Annotated in this window: 12 protein-coding genes; 4 read left to right on the plus strand and 8 right to left on the minus strand. The window is 71.2% G+C overall.

Translation table 11 applies throughout. From position 1 onward, the window contains the following. Nucleotides 1–17: 17 nt before the first annotated feature. The 3 genes from ygfZ to FS825_RS04795 form a co-directional block, all read right to left on the minus strand. Complete coding sequence (ygfZ, locus tag FS825_RS04785) at nt 18–1,112, minus strand: CAF17-like 4Fe-4S cluster assembly/insertion protein YgfZ (protein WP_144711356.1); 1,095 nt, start codon at nt 1,110–1,112, stop codon at nt 18–20. Continuing rightward, nucleotides 1,112–1,714: a heme-binding beta-barrel domain-containing protein gene (locus tag FS825_RS04790; RefSeq protein WP_144711357.1), complete on the minus strand. Its 603-nt coding sequence runs from the start codon at nt 1,712–1,714 to the stop codon at nt 1,112–1,114. The genes ygfZ and FS825_RS04790 overlap by 1 nt, the downstream gene beginning before the upstream one ends. A gap of 136 nt (nt 1,715–1,850) precedes the next feature. After that, on the minus strand, nt 1,851–2,132 hold the full coding sequence (locus FS825_RS04795; RefSeq protein WP_144711358.1) for a hypothetical protein: 282 nt from the start codon (nt 2,130–2,132) through the stop codon (nt 1,851–1,853). Between the two features lie 103 nt (nt 2,133–2,235). Here FS825_RS04795 and FS825_RS04800 point away from each other — a divergent pair, with 103 nt between their 5' ends. The 3 genes from FS825_RS04800 to FS825_RS04810 are packed head-to-tail and all read left to right on the plus strand — an operon-like array spanning nt 2,236 to nt 5,828. After that, nucleotides 2,236–2,919 carry a winged helix-turn-helix domain-containing protein gene (locus tag FS825_RS04800; RefSeq protein ID WP_144711359.1) on the plus strand — a complete coding sequence of 228 codons (684 nt, stop codon included), beginning with the start codon at nt 2,236–2,238 and terminating at the stop codon, nt 2,917–2,919. Further along, the gene (mshD, locus tag FS825_RS04805; protein ID WP_144711360.1) at nt 2,919–3,767 is read left to right on the plus strand and encodes a mycothiol synthase; all 849 of its coding nucleotides are present in this window, start codon (nt 2,919–2,921) and stop codon (nt 3,765–3,767) included. The genes FS825_RS04800 and mshD overlap by 1 nt, the downstream gene beginning before the upstream one ends. 48 nt (nt 3,768–3,815) lie before the next feature. After that, nucleotides 3,816–5,828: a serine/threonine-protein kinase gene (locus FS825_RS04810; RefSeq protein WP_144711361.1), complete on the plus strand. Its 2,013-nt coding sequence runs from the start codon at nt 3,816–3,818 to the stop codon at nt 5,826–5,828. 61 nt (nt 5,829–5,889) lie between these two features. On the opposite strand, the gene FS825_RS04815 is transcribed toward FS825_RS04810, so the two are convergent. Genes FS825_RS04815 through FS825_RS04825 form a run of 3 tightly spaced genes read right to left on the minus strand, consistent with a single transcriptional unit; the run spans nt 5,890 to nt 14,257 of the window. Further along, entirely contained in the window at nt 5,890–10,122 is a 4,233-nt protein-coding gene (locus FS825_RS04815) for an FtsK/SpoIIIE domain-containing protein (protein WP_144711362.1), read from the minus strand. Between the two features lie 29 nt (nt 10,123–10,151). Beyond that, nucleotides 10,152–11,492: a type 1 periplasmic-binding domain-containing protein gene (locus tag FS825_RS04820; protein ID WP_144711363.1), complete on the minus strand. Its 1,341-nt coding sequence runs from the start codon at nt 11,490–11,492 to the stop codon at nt 10,152–10,154. Next, nucleotides 11,489–14,257 (minus strand): hypothetical protein, encoded by a 2,769-nt coding sequence (locus FS825_RS04825; RefSeq protein WP_222126889.1) that lies wholly within the window; start codon nt 14,255–14,257, stop codon nt 11,489–11,491. The genes FS825_RS04820 and FS825_RS04825 overlap by 4 nt, the downstream gene beginning before the upstream one ends. Before the next feature lie 457 nt (nt 14,258–14,714). Between FS825_RS04825 and FS825_RS04830 the strand changes: the two genes are divergently transcribed. Next, on the plus strand, nt 14,715–15,770 hold the full coding sequence (locus tag FS825_RS04830; RefSeq protein ID WP_144711365.1) for a hypothetical protein: 1,056 nt from the start codon (nt 14,715–14,717) through the stop codon (nt 15,768–15,770). Nucleotides 15,771–16,444: 674 nt separating this feature from the next. On the opposite strand, the gene FS825_RS04835 is transcribed toward FS825_RS04830, so the two are convergent. Continuing rightward, complete coding sequence (locus FS825_RS04835; RefSeq protein WP_144711366.1) at nt 16,445–16,660, minus strand: hypothetical protein; 216 nt, start codon at nt 16,658–16,660, stop codon at nt 16,445–16,447. A 754-nt stretch (nt 16,661–17,414) separates the two neighbouring features. Next, the gene (locus FS825_RS04840; RefSeq protein ID WP_144711367.1) at nt 17,415–17,687 is read right to left on the minus strand and encodes a hypothetical protein; all 273 of its coding nucleotides are present in this window, start codon (nt 17,685–17,687) and stop codon (nt 17,415–17,417) included. Nucleotides 17,688–17,700: the final 13 nt, after the last annotated feature.

A 17,700-nucleotide genomic window follows, 5' to 3' on the forward strand; every position in this document is an offset into this window, starting at 1 on the left:
GGCGCGAGCGCGCCGGGCTACGAGCGCCGGACGGCCCCGAGCCGCGGCAGCCGCGGCACGTGCGCGGTCGCGCCGGCCTCGGGCGGGACGATGGTCTCCTGCGTCGCGGTCACGACCACGTCGTCCGCCGTGAGCGTCAGCGTCGCCGCCGGGTCGAGGGACCGCTTCACGACCGCGAGCCCGATCGGCCCGAGCTCGTGGTGGATCCCGGACGCCGTCAGCCGGCCGACCTCCTTGTCGTCGAGCACGACCGGCGTCCCGGCGGCGGGCAGCACCCCGTCGGACCCGTCGAGGTGGAGCATCACGACGCGGCGCGGCGGGTGCCCGAGGTTGTGGACCTTGGCGACGGTCTCCTGCCCGCGGTAGCAGCCCTTCGACAGGTGCACGGCGGAGCGGAGCCAGTCGAGCTCGTGCGGGATCGTCCGCTCGTCGACGTCGGAGAGCACGGGACGCCAGGCAGCGATCCGCAGTGCCTCGTACGCGAGGAGTCCCGCGGCGGGTTCGTCGGACGCTGCGATCGCGGCCGCGGTGCCGGGGGTGACCACCGCGATGCGGAGGGTCCAGTCGGAGCCGGGGTGCGCCTCCTGGACGGCGTAGCTCCACCCGCCGGGCGTGACGGACGCCCACGGGTCGACCCACTCGACGACGGGCGGCTCGGGCAGGGCCGTCGACGCGAACGGGGCGGCGTCGCCGAACCAGCCGACCGTCGCGAAGTCGGCGGAGCGGTCGGCGACCTCGACGCGGAGCATGAACCGCATCGACGACAGCCACGCCGCCAGCGGCTCCGCGTCGGCTGCCTCGGTGAGGAGCCACGCGACGGAACCGTCGTCGACGACCCTGGCGGCGTGCTCGACGCGACCCGACTGGTCGAGCACGAGGGTCTCGGTCGAGACGCCCGGCGCGAGCCCGGTGAGCTGCTGCGAGGTGATCGAGTTGAGCCAGGAGAGCCGGTCGGGCCCTCCGACCGTCACGACGCCGAGACCGAGCTCGACGACGGCGCGGCCACGGGCGAGCAGCCGCTGCTCACCGAGCGGGTTGCCGAAGTGCGCAGCGACACCGGTCGCGGCGGCGACGAACCCCGGGCGCGACGCGAACGCGGAGGACGCGGCCATCAGTCGACCTTCGCGAGCTGCCCCGAGGCGTGCGATGTGAGCTCCTTGCCGAGCGCGGCGATGTCCCACGCCCAGAACAACTTGCCCTCGACCAGGCCGTAGAGCCGGGTCGCGGCGGAGTAGTCCTTCGCGTTCGGCGAGCGCATCACGGCGTCCGTCGAGAGGTCGATGCGGCCCTTGCGGACCCGGCCCACGTAGAGCTCGTTGACGCCCGTGGGGTGGATGATCGAGGCTTCGACGTCGAAGCCGTCGGTCGTGTTCCGCAGCGCCTCGACGCTCTCGACCGTGCTGAACGGGGTCGGCCCCTCACCGAGGAGCATCGCGGGCCCGCGGTCGCCCGGCTCGGACGGACGGTCGATGCGCCAGTACCCCATCTCGGCGGCCAGCGGCGTGTGCTCGTCGTCGAGCAGCCACGTCGTGGACGAGTAGTTGAGGTACGGCAGGCCGTCGTGGCTGAAGCTCACGCGCTGCCCGAACTCGTACTTCCGGGGTTCTTCCTCGTCGCCGACGGGGTACTCGACGACACCCGTGCCCTCCCAGACGCCGACGAGCCAGGACAGCGGGACGAGCTCGGGGGCCAGGCCCTCCGGCAGTTCGATCAACGCTGGCCCTTGAAGAGCTTCACGACGACGGTGACGGAGATGAACGCGATCGCGAGCGACGCGAGGCCGAGCAGGCCCACGTAGAAGAGCTCGAGCGCAAGCAGCGAATCCATGCTGCGAGTCTACGCGGACGGGCTCAACGCGCCAGGAGCACCACGGCGGTGACGAGCACGACCACGAACGAGCCGGAGGACGCGATGCTGATCCGTTCGACCAGCCCGTCCTTCGTCGCGGTGATGAGCTGCAGCACGAAGCTCACGAGCACGCAGAGCACGAAGACGAGCAGCAGCCAGGCGAACGAGTCCTTGTCGGTGAGCGTCAGCACGAGCACCGCACCGACGATCGCGAGCACCCAGACCGGCAGGACGGACGTCAGCCGGAGACGGCGCTGATCGGTGGGCTGCACGGGCTCGGTCACGCGCTCCATCATGGCAGCACCGTCCCCCGACCGTCTGGTCGGAGGGTGACATGCCGAGCATCACTAGGATGTGTGCACGACTCCCCCACGCCCTGGAGGTCCTGTGGCCCAGCTCCTGGTACTCACCTCAGCCGCGCCCGGCGACGTCCTGCCGAGTCTCGGCCTGCTGAGCCACCGGATCCGCCACGTGCCGGCCGAGGCCGCACAGCTGGTCAACGCGCCGCAGAGCGACCTCATGTTCGTGGACGCCCGCACGGACCTCGCCAGCGCCAAGGCGCTGTGCAAGATCCTGGCGACGAGCGGCTCGACGACGCCGATCATCCTCGTGGTCACCGAGGGCGGCCTCACCGCGGTGAACAGCGAGTGGAACGTCGACGACGTGGTGCTCGAGACCGCCGGGCCCGCCGAGGTCGACGCCCGCATCCGACTCGCCGCCGGTCGCGCGTCGAAGAACCAGACCGGGTCGAAGATCCAGGCCTCCGGCGTCGTCATCGACGAGGCCAGCTACTCCGCGAAGGTCCGCGGCCGGCCCCTCGACCTCACCTTCAAGGAGTTCGAGCTCCTCCGCTTCTTCGCCACGCACCCGTCCCGCGTCTTCACGCGCGAGCAGCTGCTCAGCGAGGTGTGGGGCTACGACTACTTCGGCGGCACCCGCACCGTCGACGTGCACGTGCGACGGCTCCGCGCGAAGCTCGGCGACCTCGAGTCGCTCATCGGCACGGTCCGCAACGTCGGGTACCGCTTCAACGTCTACGACGACGAGGCCGAACGGCTCTCGGCCCAGTAGTGGTCGACCTGTCGCGCTTCGCCGTCCCGGGCGAGGCTCCCCCGTTCTCGGACCAGACCCTGGTGGACGTCCGCGCGGGCCGCGCGACGGTCGTCGGGGACGAGCGCGGGGTCGCCGTGGTCCGCGACGGTGAGCTGGAACTGGTGGTCGGCCTGGAGGAACGGGGCCGCGGCCTCGGGACGGCGCTCGTCACGCAGGTGCTCGGGCTCGGCGGCGGGGCCGCCCCCGTAGCCGGTTCGGCGCCCCGGCTCGCGTCTGCGCCCCGGCTCGCGTGGGCGCACGGGGACCACCCCGCTGCCCGGGCGCTCGCCGTCCGGTTCGGCTGGACGGCCGTCCGGACGCTCCTGCAGCTCCGCGCCCCGATCGCGTCCACCGCCCCGGACCCGGGCCTGCCCGACGGCTACACCCTGTCGTCGTTCCGCGCCGGCGACGAGCGCGACGAGCACGACTGGCTCGCGCTCAACGCTGCGGCGTTCGCCCACCACCCGGAGCAGGGGCGGATGACGCTCGACGACCTCCGTGCCCGCGAGTCCGACGACTGGTTCTCCGGCGACGACCTGCTGCTCCTCCGCGATGCGTCCGGTGGGCTCGCGGGGTCGTGCTGGCTCAAGGTCGAGGGCGACGTCGGCGAGTTCTACGCCGTCGCCGTCCGTCCGGACCTGCAGGGGCGGCGCCTCGGCGGTGTGCTCATGCGCGCGGGGACGGCCCGGCTGACCGGTCGTGGCCTCAGCACCGCGGCGCTCTACGTCGAGGGGGACAACGAACCGGCGTTGGCGCTCTACCGACGGTCCGGGTTCGAGCAGCACGCGATCGACGTGCAGTACGCGGCGCCGCGGTCCGGCCGGTAACATGGTGCGGTCGGCGAGGGGTCGACCAGTGGCGGACTCGGGGGACCTGTGGCGCAGTACGGGCAAGGGGAACCGCTCGGCGCGTCGTACCGCCTGACCGAGCTGCTCGGCACGGGCGCGACGGGCGAGGTCTGGCGGGTCGACCACACCGCCACGGGTGACCGGTTCGCCGCCAAGCTCCTGCGCGCCGAGCTCGCCGCCGACCCCGACATCGTCGAGCGCTTCGTCCGCGAGCGCTCCGTGCTGCTGGCCCTGCAGCACCCGTCGATCGTCCGGCTGCGGGACCTCGTCGTCGAGGGCGACCGGCTCGCCATCGTCATGGACCTCGTCGGCGGCGGCTCCGCCCGGGACCTCCTGGCGACCAACAGCACCCTGCCACCACGCGATGCCCTCACGATCACCGCGGAGACCCTCGACGCCCTCGCGGCAGCGCACGAGCGGGACGTCACCCACCGCGACGTGAAGCCCGACAACGTGCTGCTCGCCGGGCCGTGGTCGCCCGGCACGACCGGCGACGTCCGCGTGACCGACTTCGGCATCGCGAGCGTGGTCGCCGAACGGGACCGGAAGACCACGGGCCTCCTCGGGACCCCGCAGTACATGGCGCCCGAGTCGATCAGCCACGGCCGCTCCGGTCCCGCGGCGGACGTCTACGGCGCGGGCGTGATGCTCTACGAACTCCTCGCCGGGCGGACGCCGTTCGCCGGCTCCGGCACGGGCTTCGCGGTCGCCTACCGACACGTCACGTCGAACCCGCCGCGACTCGACGTGCCCGACGCCCTGTGGGCGGTGCTCGAGCGCCTCCTCGCCAAGGACCCGGCTGCGCGACCGTCCGCCTCGGACGCCGCCGCGACCCTCCGGCGGCTCGCCCGGACGCTCGGCGATGCCCCGGCGCTCGTGCCCTCGATCGACCCGGAGTCCTTCGACGAGGTGGAGCGACCCGCGACCATCGTGCGGGGCGTGTCGGCCCCGGCACCGGCCGAATCGGAATCCGACGGCACGGCTCCAGACGGCACCGCGCGCCCGGACGGCCTCGGTCCGGTCCCCGAGATCGGACCGGCGGGGTCGCAGACCGTCATCCGCCCGATGGCACGGCAGCCGCTCCCGGTCGCACCGGCTCCGGACACCGCACCGCCGCGCCGGTCCTGGCGCCCGGAGTGGCTCACGAACCGGATGGCCGGCCTCGGGGTGCTCGGCGTCGTCCTCGTCGCGGCGCTCGTCGTCGGCGGGGTCGTCTGGCTGCCCGGGGCGCTGCGGAAGACGCCGAGCAGCGCCGCCACCGCGCAGGCCGCGAACGCGTACCAACAGGACCGTCCGCTGCCGACCGGTCTGACCACAACCCGCAAGGCCACGATCGACCCGGACTCGGGGACGGTCGACCTCACGATCACGTACGCCGCGCAGGGGGCCACCCTGTCCGGACCTCTGCTCGAGGTGCTGCCCGGCGCCCGGTCGGGTGCCGCCTGCCCGACCGTCCGGTGGCAGCAGGGCACCGTGACGGCGACGCGGAACCAGCCCTCGCTGACCGGGGTCGACACGGCGTGCTCGTGGTCGCTCTCCGGCGCCCGGATCGATGCCGGTTCCGACGTCACCGTCCAGGCGCGCGTCCGGGTGCCGTCCGTGACCGACGGCGCATCGCTCCAGAAGTGGCTCGACGCCGTCGGTTCCGCGACGACCGCGGCCGTCACCGACCAGTCCGTCACCGGGACCGCATTCCCCGTGCAGCGGCTGCAGGGCATCGACGTGCGCACCCCGGACCGGACGGTCAGCCAGACGACGCTGCCGGTCACCCTCGTCCCGGTGTGGCCGAGCGGCGCGGACGAGCTGAACCCGCTGTACCGGAGCCCCGCGACCGGGTCGCCGTCCCAGATGCTCCAGGACGTCGCCGGCGGCGAAGCGGGCGTCCGGTTCTCGGACGGCTGCTCCGGTGCGCTCGCGGTGTCCTCGGACGGCCTCGTCGTCACGGCCCTGTCGGTCGCCCCGTCGTGCACCGTGCGCGCCACGGTCGGCGCCTTCACCGACCTCGAGAGCGCGCCGTTCAGCATCACGACGCGGGACTGACGGACGCGGCGGACCTGTCGGAGCCGTCCCGCGCCTCCAGGCCGTCGCTGCGGGCCGAACGTCAGGCGCCGGCGGCGGCGGTCTGCACGAGACGGACCCGTCCGCCGGACACGGCGTAGCCGCGCGCGACGGTCATCGCGACCGGCGCACGACGCGGGAGCTGCACCCCGAGCAGCTCGCCGTCGTAGTCGACGTCGGGCTGGAGCAGGATCCCGCACCGGGTCTTCCGGACGGCCTTCGTCCAGTGGCTGTAGAGCGTCCGGAGGTCCACGGCCCGCCCCGCCGCGACCACGCAGGTCCCGGGGCGTTCGGACGCGAGCAACCCGGCCAGGGCTTGGTCCTGGTCGTCGAAGCGCTCCGCGTCGTCGACCAACAGCAGCACCGGCCCGCGCTCGAGCCGGAGGCCAGCGACGAGCGCCGGGACCTCGTCCGGTCCGATCGCGATCCGGTCGAGGTCGGCCGACGCGAGCGGCGACCGACGGTCACAGATCCCCCACACCGCCGGACGGACACCCGTCGCCGCGCGCGCGGTCTGCGCGATCGCGAGGAGGGCGGTCGACTTGCCGGAGCGGGCCGGCCCGGCGACCAGGACGTGCTCGCCCTCGTAGACCTCGAGCGCCGCCGTGCCGAGGTCGTCCTCGGCGATGCCCACGGGAAGGCGCCACGGCTCGGTGTCGAACGTCGCCGTCAGCGCCAGGTCCCGCACCGACACTGCGTCGGGGAGCCGTCCGACCGCACTGGCCTTCCGGGGAGCGTCCGGCCAGCGCGCCGCGATCTCGGTCACTGCCCCGTCCAGGGCACCGCTCGGGGTCGCCACGTGCGACTGCAAGCGGGCGAGCGAGTCGACGAAGCGGCCGGGCACGGGCGGCGGGGCGTCCTTCGGCGGCACGCCGATCGAGGAGTAGTCGTAGGGGTCGGCCAGGCGGAACAACCACTTCTGGGTGGTGACCTCGTCCATCGCGCTCGGCACCGCCTTGGCGCGCGTCGTCGACACGGCGAACGAGATGCCGAGCGCCGGACCCTCGGCGTACACGCGGTACAGGGCGTCGAGCAGCAGCTGGCCCTCGAAGTCCTGGTACTCGTCGCGGAGCGCCGCCAAGCCGTCGATGAGCACGACCGCGCGACGGCCGCCCGGTGCGGCACGACGGCGCTCGAGGTCGGCGCGCAGGTGCCGGAGGAACCGCGCCTGCAGCTCGCCAGCACCAGGCCCGGACCCGACGTACGCCGTGGTGTGCGGCAGGTGCTGCAGCGGCGCGAGGTCCCCGGCGCCCATGTCGAGGACGAGCAAGTCGAGGTCGGCGGGGTCCGTCGAGTCGGCGAGCCGGAGGGCGATCGCCGCGAGTGCGGTGCTCGTGCCGCTGCCGGGGATGCCCATGAGCAGGAGGTTGCCCTGCTCCGTGTCCCAGCCGGTCGTGACCTGGCGCTGGTGGTCCGGGTCGTCGGCGAGGGCAACCGGGATGACGCTCGGGGCGACCGCCTCGGTGTCGAGCGTGGCGCGGTCGACGCGTTCGCCGAGTGCCTCCGGCCAGATCGGACGGGGCGCCGCGTACCCGGCGTCGGTGTTCGCCTGCTCGATCGCGTCGATGAGGCGGTCGAGGTCGGTCTCGTCGCTGGCGCTCGGAGCAGCCGCCGGCGCCGGAGCCGGGACGCCGAAGACGTCCGTCGGGCGGACGGCCACGGCTTCCTCGGTCCCGCGGTCGCGGGCGAGTCCCGTCACGAGGGCGGTCTGCACGGGCGTGATGTCGTCCTGGCCGAGCTTCACGTAGGCCCGGCCGGTCTGCTGCCGGCTGATCGCGGAGGCCGCCGGCACCCCGATCACGTTGACGGAGTCCTCCCGGCTCTGGACCCGGAGGGCGACGCGCATGTTCGTGTTCGCGAGGATGTCCTCGCTGACCACGCCCGCGGGCCGCTGGGTCGCGAGGATCATGTGCACGCCGAGCGTCCGGCCGACCGCGGCGATGCTCACGAGCGACGTGAGGACGTCGGGGAAGTCCTTCGCGAGCATGGCGAACTCGTCCACCACGAGCAGCAGCCTCGGCATCGGTTCCGCGGGACGGGTCGCGAGGTACGCGTCGAGGTTGTCGATGTCCGCGCCCGCCGCGGCGAAGACGCGCTGCCGCCGTTCCAGCTCCGCTTCGAGGGCACGCAGTGCGCGGTCGGCGAGCTGTTCGTCCAGGTTGCTGATCGTGCCGATCGTGTGCGGCAGCCGCTCGCAGGCGGCGAAGGCCGCACCGCCCTTGAAGTCGACGAGGAGGAAGTTCAGCTCCGTCGGGGCGGTACGCGCAGCGAGACCGGCGACGAGCGAGCGCAGGAACTCGCTCTTGCCGGAGCCGGTCGTGCCGCCGACGAGGCCGTGTGGGCCGTCGCGGACCAGGTCCACCACGAGCGGACCGGACTCCGACGAACCGATCGGCGTGGAGACGCCGGTGCGCGCGTCCCACGCGGCCCGGACCGCGTCGGCGCCGTCGACACGGACGAGCTCCGGGAACCGGACGAGCGACGGCAAGGAGGCTCCGGGCACCGTCAGCTCGGGGTCGTCGAAGTGCGCGACGTCCCGGGCGCACCGTTCGGCGGTCGCCACCGACAGCCCGGCGAGCACGACGTCCTCCACCCGGGTGCGGTCCTCGGGGCGGTACACGGTGGCGGCGGCGTCCGGGCCCACGGTGACGATGGTCGTGCACGCGGCGGGGAGCTGCTGCTCGCTCGACGCGATCACGATGCCGCTGACGCGGTGCGGACGCTCCCCCGGTCGCAGCACCTGGCCGGGGACGGACCGGCCGTGTCCGAGCAGTGCGCGCGCAGGTGCGTCCCGCCCTTCCGTGAGGACCTCGGAGTCGACGAGGACGAGCAGGTTCGGCGTCGGCAGGTCGTCGACGGTGTCGCGGAGGCCGCGCAGGACCGCCGCGCTGTGGTCCCGCTGCGCCGACATCCACCGCTCGCCGGTGCTGCTGCCCGCCACCCGGGTGTGCGGCAGCCACGACGCCCAGGCCCAGTCCGACTCACGCCCGCGGTCGCAGAACACCCCCACGGTGAGGTCGGCCGGGCCGCAGTGGACCGCCGCCTGCGCCAGCAGCCCGCGAGCGAGGGCGAGCGCGCCGTCCCGGTCGCCGACGATGCCGACGACACCGGCGTCGGAGAGGTCCGTCACGACAGGGGCGGCGGTGAGTCGGCTGTCCGCGATGGCGGCCTTCGCCTCGTCCTCCAGCTTCATGGAGGTGCTGCGCTGGTCCAGCTCGGGGCGCCACGGCGCGTCACCGGTCCCGGCGTGCAGGCTGAGGAAGTCGTCGTCGTCGGACCGCCGCTGCCAGAGGGTGGTGGTCGGCAGGGCGGCACGCCGCACCACGGTGGCCGGGTCGGGGACGAGCTCCTGCCGCCGCCCCGCTTCGACCGCAGCGGCGGCCGCGATCTCGGAGCGGAAGGCGTCCACCGCACCGGCGAAGCGCTCGTCCTCCTCCTTGAGGTTCCGGGCACGACGGTGCTTCTGCTCGAACCACATGCCGATGGCCGTGACCGGGCTGAGCAGGGCGAAGAGGGCGAACCGCGCGTCCCCGAGGAGCAGCACCATCGCCCCGGCGAGCACGAGCGGAGCGGCCACCGTGATCCAGCTGAACTTCGACGCCGGTGGCACGTCCTTCTTCGCGGGCGGGACGACCGTCTCCTGCTCGGTGTTCCGGCCGGGACGGGGTGGGCGGTTGAAGGGCGCGGTGGCGGCGGGCGTCAGGTTCTGCAGCGTGCCGGCGGCCGGGACCGTCGTCTCCTGCAGGGAGGGACGGACGAGCAGCACGGCTCCGCCCACGATGACGCTCGTCGTCCCGGTCACGAGCACGCCGTCGGCGTCGAGGCGTGCGCCCGCGACGATCGTGCCGTTGGTCGAGCCGGCGTCACGGATCCGGACGCCGTCGTCCTCGCGTTCGAGGGTGCAGTGCTCCCACGACGCGCTCTCGGTGGGCAGCACGAGGTCCGCCTGTGGGGCGCGGCCGACCACGAGCTTGCGGGAGCGCGGGACCGGCAGGACCCGTCCCACGTCGAGGCCACCCGCCAGCGTGACCGTCCAGCCGTCGATCGTGCGAGTGCGGTCCTCCGGGGTCCGCGCGATGCGTGACCCCTCGAGGAGCACCAGGTCGCGCAGTGGGGTGTCCGCGCTCGTGGTGTGCGCGTCCACGGCCAGGGTTGCGCCGGGCTCGAGGACGGGTCCGACTGCGGCCTCGACGAGCTGCCCGAGGGTGGACGTGTCCGCCCACCCGTCGACCTCGACCGCTTCGACCCGGTCGTCGAGCTCGATGACGATCCGCATGTGCGGGTCCCTCCTGTGGTCCGTGGTGCCTAGTGCTCCGTGGTGTCCGCGAACCAGACCAGCGACGTCGTCGAGGACCCGGTCGGCCGGAGCCCGAGCGACTGCGCCGAGGCGGTCAGGACGGTCGCGTCGGAGCCGAGCGCCTGCTGGTCGCCGAAGTCGAGCGCAGGCCCGGCGAGACCGTCGTCGACACCGAGCGAGGTCTTCGCCAGCGCGTCGGTCACGGCCTCGGGCGAGGTGCTGCGTGCCGCCCCCACCACGTGCACGAGCGCCAGCACGGCGTCGTGGCTGCGCGAGTCGGCACCGGACGCGACCGCCGAGAACGCCTGGTCGCCGGTGAGGTTCTTCGCCTCAGGGTCCTTCGCGACGATGCGGACGGCGCCGAGGAACGCCGACATCGCGCGCCCGGCGGAGCCGGAGTCCAGCGCGGTCGCATCGTCGGTCGCCACCCCGGCCGTGCGGAACGTGCCCGACAGACTGCCGCCGCCCGAGCTGAGGGCGGCGCCGAACGCCGGGCTGGTCGCATCGGGCGTGAGCACGACCGGCACGGTCACGTCGGCCGCCTGCAGCGCCGCGACGAGTGCACCCTGGCGGGCTGCGTCGCCGCTGACGACCACGGCGTCCGAGTCCACGGCCGGGGCGTCGGCAGCGGTGTCCGCGTCCGGCTGGACCGCCCCGGTCCGTTGGGCGACCGTCTTCGCGAGGGCCGAGACGTCGGTCGACCCGGCGGTGAGGACGTGCGCGATCCGGAGTCCCGACGGCGCCCCGCCGCCGAGGTCGACCAGGAGCGGTGACTCCGCACTGCCGAGGGCGCGCTGCATCGCCGCGGTCACGGACGCCGGTGCGGGAGCGGTCGACCAGGAGTCGTCGGTGTGGTCGGCGTACGGCAGCACCACCGGCACTCCCGCGTCGGCGGCAGCAGCAGCGGCCGCAGCGACGTGCTTCCCCGACGAGGCCACGACGATCCCCGCGACGCCGTCGTGCACGAGCTGCCGGACGGCCTTCCCGGCACCGTCGTCCGACCCGCCGTCGTTCCGGGTGACGAGCTGGACGTCCGTGCCGCCCAGGGCCAGCCGCCGTTGCGCCACCACGGCACCCTGCGCGGCCTGGTTCCACTCGGAGCCCTCACCGTCGCCGAGGGTGACGACGACACCGATCTTCGTCCCGTCCGGGACGTGCGCCACGGTCACCGGGACGGGGACCGTGGCCGGTACGGCCTCGGCGGGTGCGGCCGTGAGCGAGCGGACCGTCAGGACCGCCGCGACCACCGCGGCCACGACCAGGACGGCGATCCCCACGAACAGGAGCCGACGTCGGCCGCCGCGCCGCGCCTCCAGGCCGTCGCCGGTGGCCTGCGTGTCGTCGGTCATCGCGCGTCCCCGATGTGGAAGGTGTACAGCGTCGTCGACGTGGCGCTCGACGGGACCTTGAGCGCGAACGCCGGCAGCTTCGTGGCGGCGTCCAGCGACGCCCGGAGCTGCTGCTGCTGGAGCAGGATGCCGGCGACGTCCTCTGCACGGACGTTCGCGTAGCCGGCGGCGTTCTGCGACGCGAGGGCGAGCTGGTAGTCGGCGGAGTCGGACTTCGCGGCGCTCGTCGCCATCGCCCCGAGGATGCCGGACCCGTTCACCGTGCGGTCGCCGAGGTCGAGCATCACGCGGTTGAGGTCCCCGGTCAGGAGGGTGCGGGCACCGTCGACGTCCCGCGTCGAAGCGCTGGTCGACGCGTCGATGCGCTGCAGGCTGGATGCCGTTTGCTGGTCCACCGCGGTGGCCAGCTTGCCGCTCTCCTCCTGCAGGGAGCCCTTCTGGTCGTCGATCGTGCCCTTCGAGTCCTTCGTGACCTCGGTCGAGGTGGACCGCAGTCCGGAGATCGACTTGTCGAACGCAGTGACGACCGCGTCGCGGCTGTCGGCGGCGGTGTCGCTGACCTGACGGACCTGCTGGTCGATGAGGGCGGTGACCTCGGCGGAGGACTCGTCGGACGCGTTCTGGAACGCGTCCTTGACGGCTTGCTGGAGCTGCTTCTGCTGGTCGCTCACGGCGACGAGGCGCGTGCGGACCACACCAGCGGAGTCGGTGGCTGCACTTGCGAGACTCTGGAGCTTTCCGACGGCGCCGTCCACCGAGCCGTTGTCCCTCCCGATCGCAGTACGGACGGCGGAGACCGCGTCAGCGACTTCGTCGAGGTGTCCGTCGAGAATGGTCACCGCACCGCCGATGCCGGTCGGCGCGTCCGGGTCGGTGCTGTCGACGATGGCCTGCCACTCGGTGGCCTGGTCCGTGAGGCGCTCGTCCATCGGTTGAGTGAACGGGAAGCCTGGACGCAGCATCGTCCCTTCGGACCCTTCGGACCCCTCGGCGCTCGCGCATGGCTTCGCGGTGAGGTATCCCCGGAGGTCGGCGGCGTCCTCGTCGCTCAGCTCGCCAGCTGCGGCCAAGTCGCAGAGTCGATCCGCCACCGCGCTGTTCTGCGCTTGCATCGAGGTGCTCAGGAGGCGATCACCGACCGTGCCGATCAACACCTTCGCGTCGGCAGCCCGCTGGTGCACTGTCCGCAGTGAGGAACGCAGTGGGTCCACGTTCGCCCGGGCCTGCGACACCGCGTCATCGAGGGCGTCGAGCGTGCGAGCGACATCTCCGTCATCGTCGCTCCGCACGGCCGCCAGCGCGGTCGTCAGGTTGTCCAGAGTTCCGTTCAACGCGTCGGACTGCTCGAGCGCCTTGTCCGTGAGGTTCGGGTCGAGCTGGGCAGCGACCGCGTCTCCCCGCTTGACCAGGTTTGCGAGCGCTCCGGTCACCGACAGTGACGACTCGTACAGTGCGCACGTCAGCGAGTCCCGGTTCTCCGGCACCGCACACGACGTCGCAGTCGGGTCGGCCGGCCCCACCGCCGATGACAGCTGCGTGCTGACCTGCTCCTTGCACGCTTCGCTGGCGTCCGCGTACCCGTTCAGCTGCGCGGACACCCGGAGCAGGCTGCCGTACACGCTCGACCCCGCGGCGGCGGTCTTCGGTGCAGCAGCGCACCCCTCACCGTCGAGGGTCACCGACGGCGCGGTCGCCGAGGTGTCCCCGAGCAGGGAGTCGAGGCTCGACGTGGTCTGCTGCAGCTGCTGCAGAACCGTGGACTGGGTCGCCTTCGCCGTCGCGCCCAGGTCGGACTGCAGCGAGCCGAGCTCGCCGGTGAGTGACTGCATCGTGCTGGCCAGGGCCGCACTGCTCTCCTGCAGGCGCTCGGCCGTCCGCACGCCGAGTGTCTGCGACGTCGACTCCAGGTTCGACCGGACCTCGGTGATGGTGCCGCCGGCACGGGCGAGGACCTCGTTCACCTGGGCGATGAGGTCGATCGTCCGGCGCTGCAACGCGAGCTCCGAGTCGTCGGAGGAGCCGAAGGCGCCGTCGAGCACGCCGCTCGTCGACAGGTCGGTCGTGATGCCGGGCTGCGCCGCGATGTCGATCGACGGTGCGGCGAACTTCTTGACGTCCGCGACGAGGTGCAGCGTGCTGCTCGCCCCCGAGGTCGGCGGCGCGAGCAGCCGGCCCCACTGCACGACCGCGTCGCCGTCCTTGTTCGTGCTGACCACACCGTCGGTCGCGGTGCCGTCGTCGTCCGCGCCGTCCGTGACGATCGCGTCGGCCTTCGTCCCCGTGAGCACGGTCGACGCGGCGATGCTGAACGGTGCGCCGACGAGTGCCGGCGTGGTCCGCGACGAGCCGGCGACGTCGTACGTGAGGTTCTGCGACCGCACGGTCAGGTTCTCGATCGTCAGGTCGATCTCGATCCGACCGGAGTAGCCGTCGAGGTCGGACAGGTCACTGCCGGTCTTCTTCGCCGTCGTGTACTGCGTCGTCACGCGGAGCGGCAGGTCACCTGCCGCCTTGGCCGGGTCGTGGTCGGTCGTCGCGGACGAGGAGTCCTTGCCCGCGACGGAGATCGCGGTGTCCTGGATCGACTGCACCGAGCCGTCGGCCGCCAGGCGGGTGTCGACGGTCTGCAGGATGCGCGACGGGTCGGCGACGGGCTTGTCCGGCCCGGTGCACCCGGCCAGCACGAGGACGAGCGCCCCGGTCACGGCGACTGCCCCCAGGATCCGCCGTTCGGTCGGTCGTGCTCCGGTGTTCCCGGCGCGCATGGTCATCACGTTCTTTCCCCCCAAGAGAATCGACGAACACGTCGATGCTAGTTGTCGATCGGCGGCGGGTCCGCCCGGAACGGCTGGTGGGGCCGCCCCCTTTCGGGCCGCACCGAACGCTAGCGCACTCTGATACGTTGCATGCAACATGCGCTCGATCGCGAGTGCACTGCAGAATTCGGGGGAACAACTGCCATGTGGATCTCGCTCGTGTCCGTGACCGTCGCCGGCCTGGCATCCTTCGTCATCCCGCTGGCCGTGAGCGCCAGCGTCCGGAGGAACGACCATCGAAGAGCGGAACGCGACCCGCTGATCGCCCAGGACCCTGCCCGGGTCGTCGTCCGGTCCCGAACGTGGCAGTGGGTCGTCTGGCGCGTTCTCGGAATCGTGTTCATCGTGGTCGGAGGCTCCTTCAGCCTGGTCTCCTTCGTCGACGCCGACACGACGGTTCCGGATCGTGGCGTCGCCCGACGGACTCGTCGTCCGTCGAGGTTTCCGCGAAGAACGCACCATCCCGCTCACCGCCATCGCAGTGGTCCGTCCGCTCGCGAACGCCTACGGCGGCGTCGATGCACGTGACACCGACGGACGGCGACTGTTCAGCGTGATGGGACTCTCGTACGGGTACCGGGAGTTCACAGAGTTCCTCGCAGACCGAGTCGTCGCTCCACTCCGAGAATCCGCGGCTACTTCGGTCCCGCCGGTGTCGGCCGTCCCGTCTTGGCGGAACTCTGAGCTGTCTGCGGATTGGACGATGCTGCCGTTGGGCTCGCGTCACGGTCCCGAACCCGTCGTCCGACTCAGGTCCGCCGCCGGGACGGCCGCGCTGCACCTCACCGACCTCCAGGCGGTCACGAGCGGCAAGCGCGGGATCGCAGAATCACTCTGGACACCCGAGGCCTACCTCTGTAGTCCCGGCAGCGCCGCCCGGTCGTCCGCCGCTGGTAGTGCCATGGCTGGTGTCCCGGCCGACTCCCTCGCCCTCCTCGTCGGCGACCTGCCGCGCCCGGCTGCCGTGCTCCACGGCGCCGAACTGGGGTCGTTCCGGCGGTGGGTCGACGGTCTGCCGACCATCGATCCCCGAGAGAACCCTGACCGAAATAAAGCGACGGATCCCCTATCGACCAGCCTCACGACCAGACAACGGGACCGCAACGCCACGCGGTTCTTCGAAAGCGGACTGTCCGTCGTCGCCGTCATCGTCCTGTTCGTCGTCCACCGGCAGCTCTTGGTCAGCAATCCACTCGCCGTCTGGCTGCCGACCGTGGCGGGCTTCGCCTACGGGTCAGGGCTGTGGTTCCTCGGCGCGCGTCGGGAATCGAAGTGGATCTCGAATCTGGCGATGGCCGGCTGGCTCGTGGTCTCCTGGGTACTCCTCGGCACGAAGGTCGCTTCGGGCCCTGCGTGGTTCATGGCAGTCATGGCCGGCGCGCTCGCCGTCACCGCGACATTCCCGCGGAAGCCAGCTCCGCGCACGGAGGAGAAACTCCCAAACGCGGACATCCAGCGGTGATCGGGATCCGGGCTGTACGCGGAGTTGGTCGAACACAACGTCGGCCGTCGGTCGGTCCCCGCGGTGTCCATCGTCACGCAAGACCCGACGGCACGTTCCGTCGCCGGTCTCGCCGGTCACTTCAACAACGAGAGCGGCACCGCCGAGTCCGTCAGCGGACAACCGCTGTTCTTCCTCACACGTGTCGGGCTCGCTTCCCCGATTCGATCATCGGTGAAGTCACCGGCAGCTTGCCGGAAGGGGCCCTGGTTCTCCTGCACATCGCAGGAGCCAACACGCACCTCTCCGCGGTATTCGCCGCGGAAGACGCCGCGACGTTCGAGCACTGGGTGCGCGGGCTCCCAGAAGGATGACCGCGCGGGCGCGCGCAACTTCGCGCGATCGATTGCAATCGCAGACGAAACTGACGGACCGCGTCGGGACCGATGCGAACCTTGGAGACTCAACTCGCGTTCGCGCCGCGGCTCCCAACAACGCTCTTCGGCATGCCCGACACGGCCGTGAACGCTGATCAGCGACTGAACCCGCGCTTGAAAATGTGTCAGCGTCGCTCATTCGTGCGCCGATTCGATGATCGTCTGCTGCTGAAGTTGTGAAAACGCGTGGAACCGTCCATGAACGGGCAGCCAACCCATCGTCATCCTGCAACGTCTCCTCGTCGATGCCCCTTCCGGTCACTCCGTTCCACGGCTGAATTCTGCCGCCGTGACCGACGCACCGCCGCCCGCCTGCTTGATGGCGTACAGGAAGTCACGCATCTTGAACGACCCTGCACCGACGTCGAATTTATACCGGTCACCCGGAGAGATACTCGCGGCCACCTTCTCTTGATTCTCGCGGGTGACACCCCACAGCAACACCAAGGTTCCGCAATCAGTCGTTTCGATCACCACCTGCGCCGTGGAGGATCCAACACCTTTCGACGACCGTGACGAGTCGATACTGCTGTGTACTGAACGCACCGTGCAAGTCGGATGCAAGCGGTTCGCTGCGCCATAGCCGTTGAGCACAGTCCCGCCGCCGATGATCCCGACGGGTACCAAGACAATCAACGCAAGAAGGACGACTGCAAGGAATCGTTTGCCTCTCGCGGCATGCGCGGACGGCGGTCGTGTGTGGGAAATGACTCCTCCAGCTGTCAATCATTCCGACGGGCACGAAAACGCACGGTAGGACAGTCTGTACCCAAGGTCCTTCATAGCGCTAGTTCCGCTTTTTTTCTGAGCGACGCCACCACGGCCATTCACGCCTCGCGATGATCAGACCGCTGATCGCGGAGAACAGCCACGCGAATTGGTATGATCCGCCCAATTCCGCAATCGAAGACAGAACCAGCAAACCCACGAGCACAGAGGCGAACAGGAGACCTCGCAACCATCGCGCATGCGCACGCCCCGCCAAAACTCCTACCACCAGGCCACCAAATCCCGTAGCCAAAGCGACCGCGACATTCGAACGGGCGAGTCCCGATGTCGTCCATGCACCCGCGGCAAGCAGAACGGCGATCAAGACCGAAAGATACCCCAGTAGTATTCCACGATCTAGGGTCCGATTCACTTTTCGCTCGCGGTCCACCATCTCAATCTGCTCCCAGGAGTTGTTTTACACCAGTGACGTCCTCGACCCAATCGGCAGCGCCACCGATCACTGCGGACCCCAGAGTCCACGGGTGTTCGTCTTGCTGAAGTCAAAGACACTGGAGAGTGCTCGGGGATGTGCGATTGGGAGCTGTCCGAGTGTGTTCACTCCGCTGGATGAGCGCGCCGATGCAGCGCCGCTGCTCGCGTGGTCGACTGTGCAAGAGATCTGCACCTTGTGCTTTGCATCATAAGAAGAAAGAACAAACGGTCCGACGAGATAAAACGCCGTGACGATCAGGATGATCAGAGCAGCAACAACAAAGATGAGCCATGCCACGGGCCGTGGCATC

The organism is Curtobacterium pusillum (assembly GCF_007680845.1).
GTDB lineage: Bacteria > Actinomycetota > Actinomycetes > Actinomycetales > Microbacteriaceae > Curtobacterium > Curtobacterium pusillum_B.

Excerpts from the sequence above, each read along its gene's own strand:
- FS825_RS04825 (WP_222126889.1), bottom strand. The coding sequence starts at position 14,257 with ATGCGCGCCGGGAACACCGGAGCACGACCGACCGAACGGCGGATCCTG.
- FS825_RS04815 (WP_144711362.1), bottom strand. The coding sequence starts at position 10,122 with ATGCGGATCGTCATCGAGCTCGACGACCGGGTCGAAGCGGTCGAGGTC.
- FS825_RS04820 (WP_144711363.1), bottom strand. The coding sequence starts at position 11,492 with ATGACCGACGACACGCAGGCCACCGGCGACGGCCTGGAGGCGCGGCGC.
- ygfZ (WP_144711356.1), bottom strand. The coding sequence starts at position 1,112 with ATGGCCGCGTCCTCCGCGTTCGCGTCGCGCCCGGGGTTCGTCGCCGCC.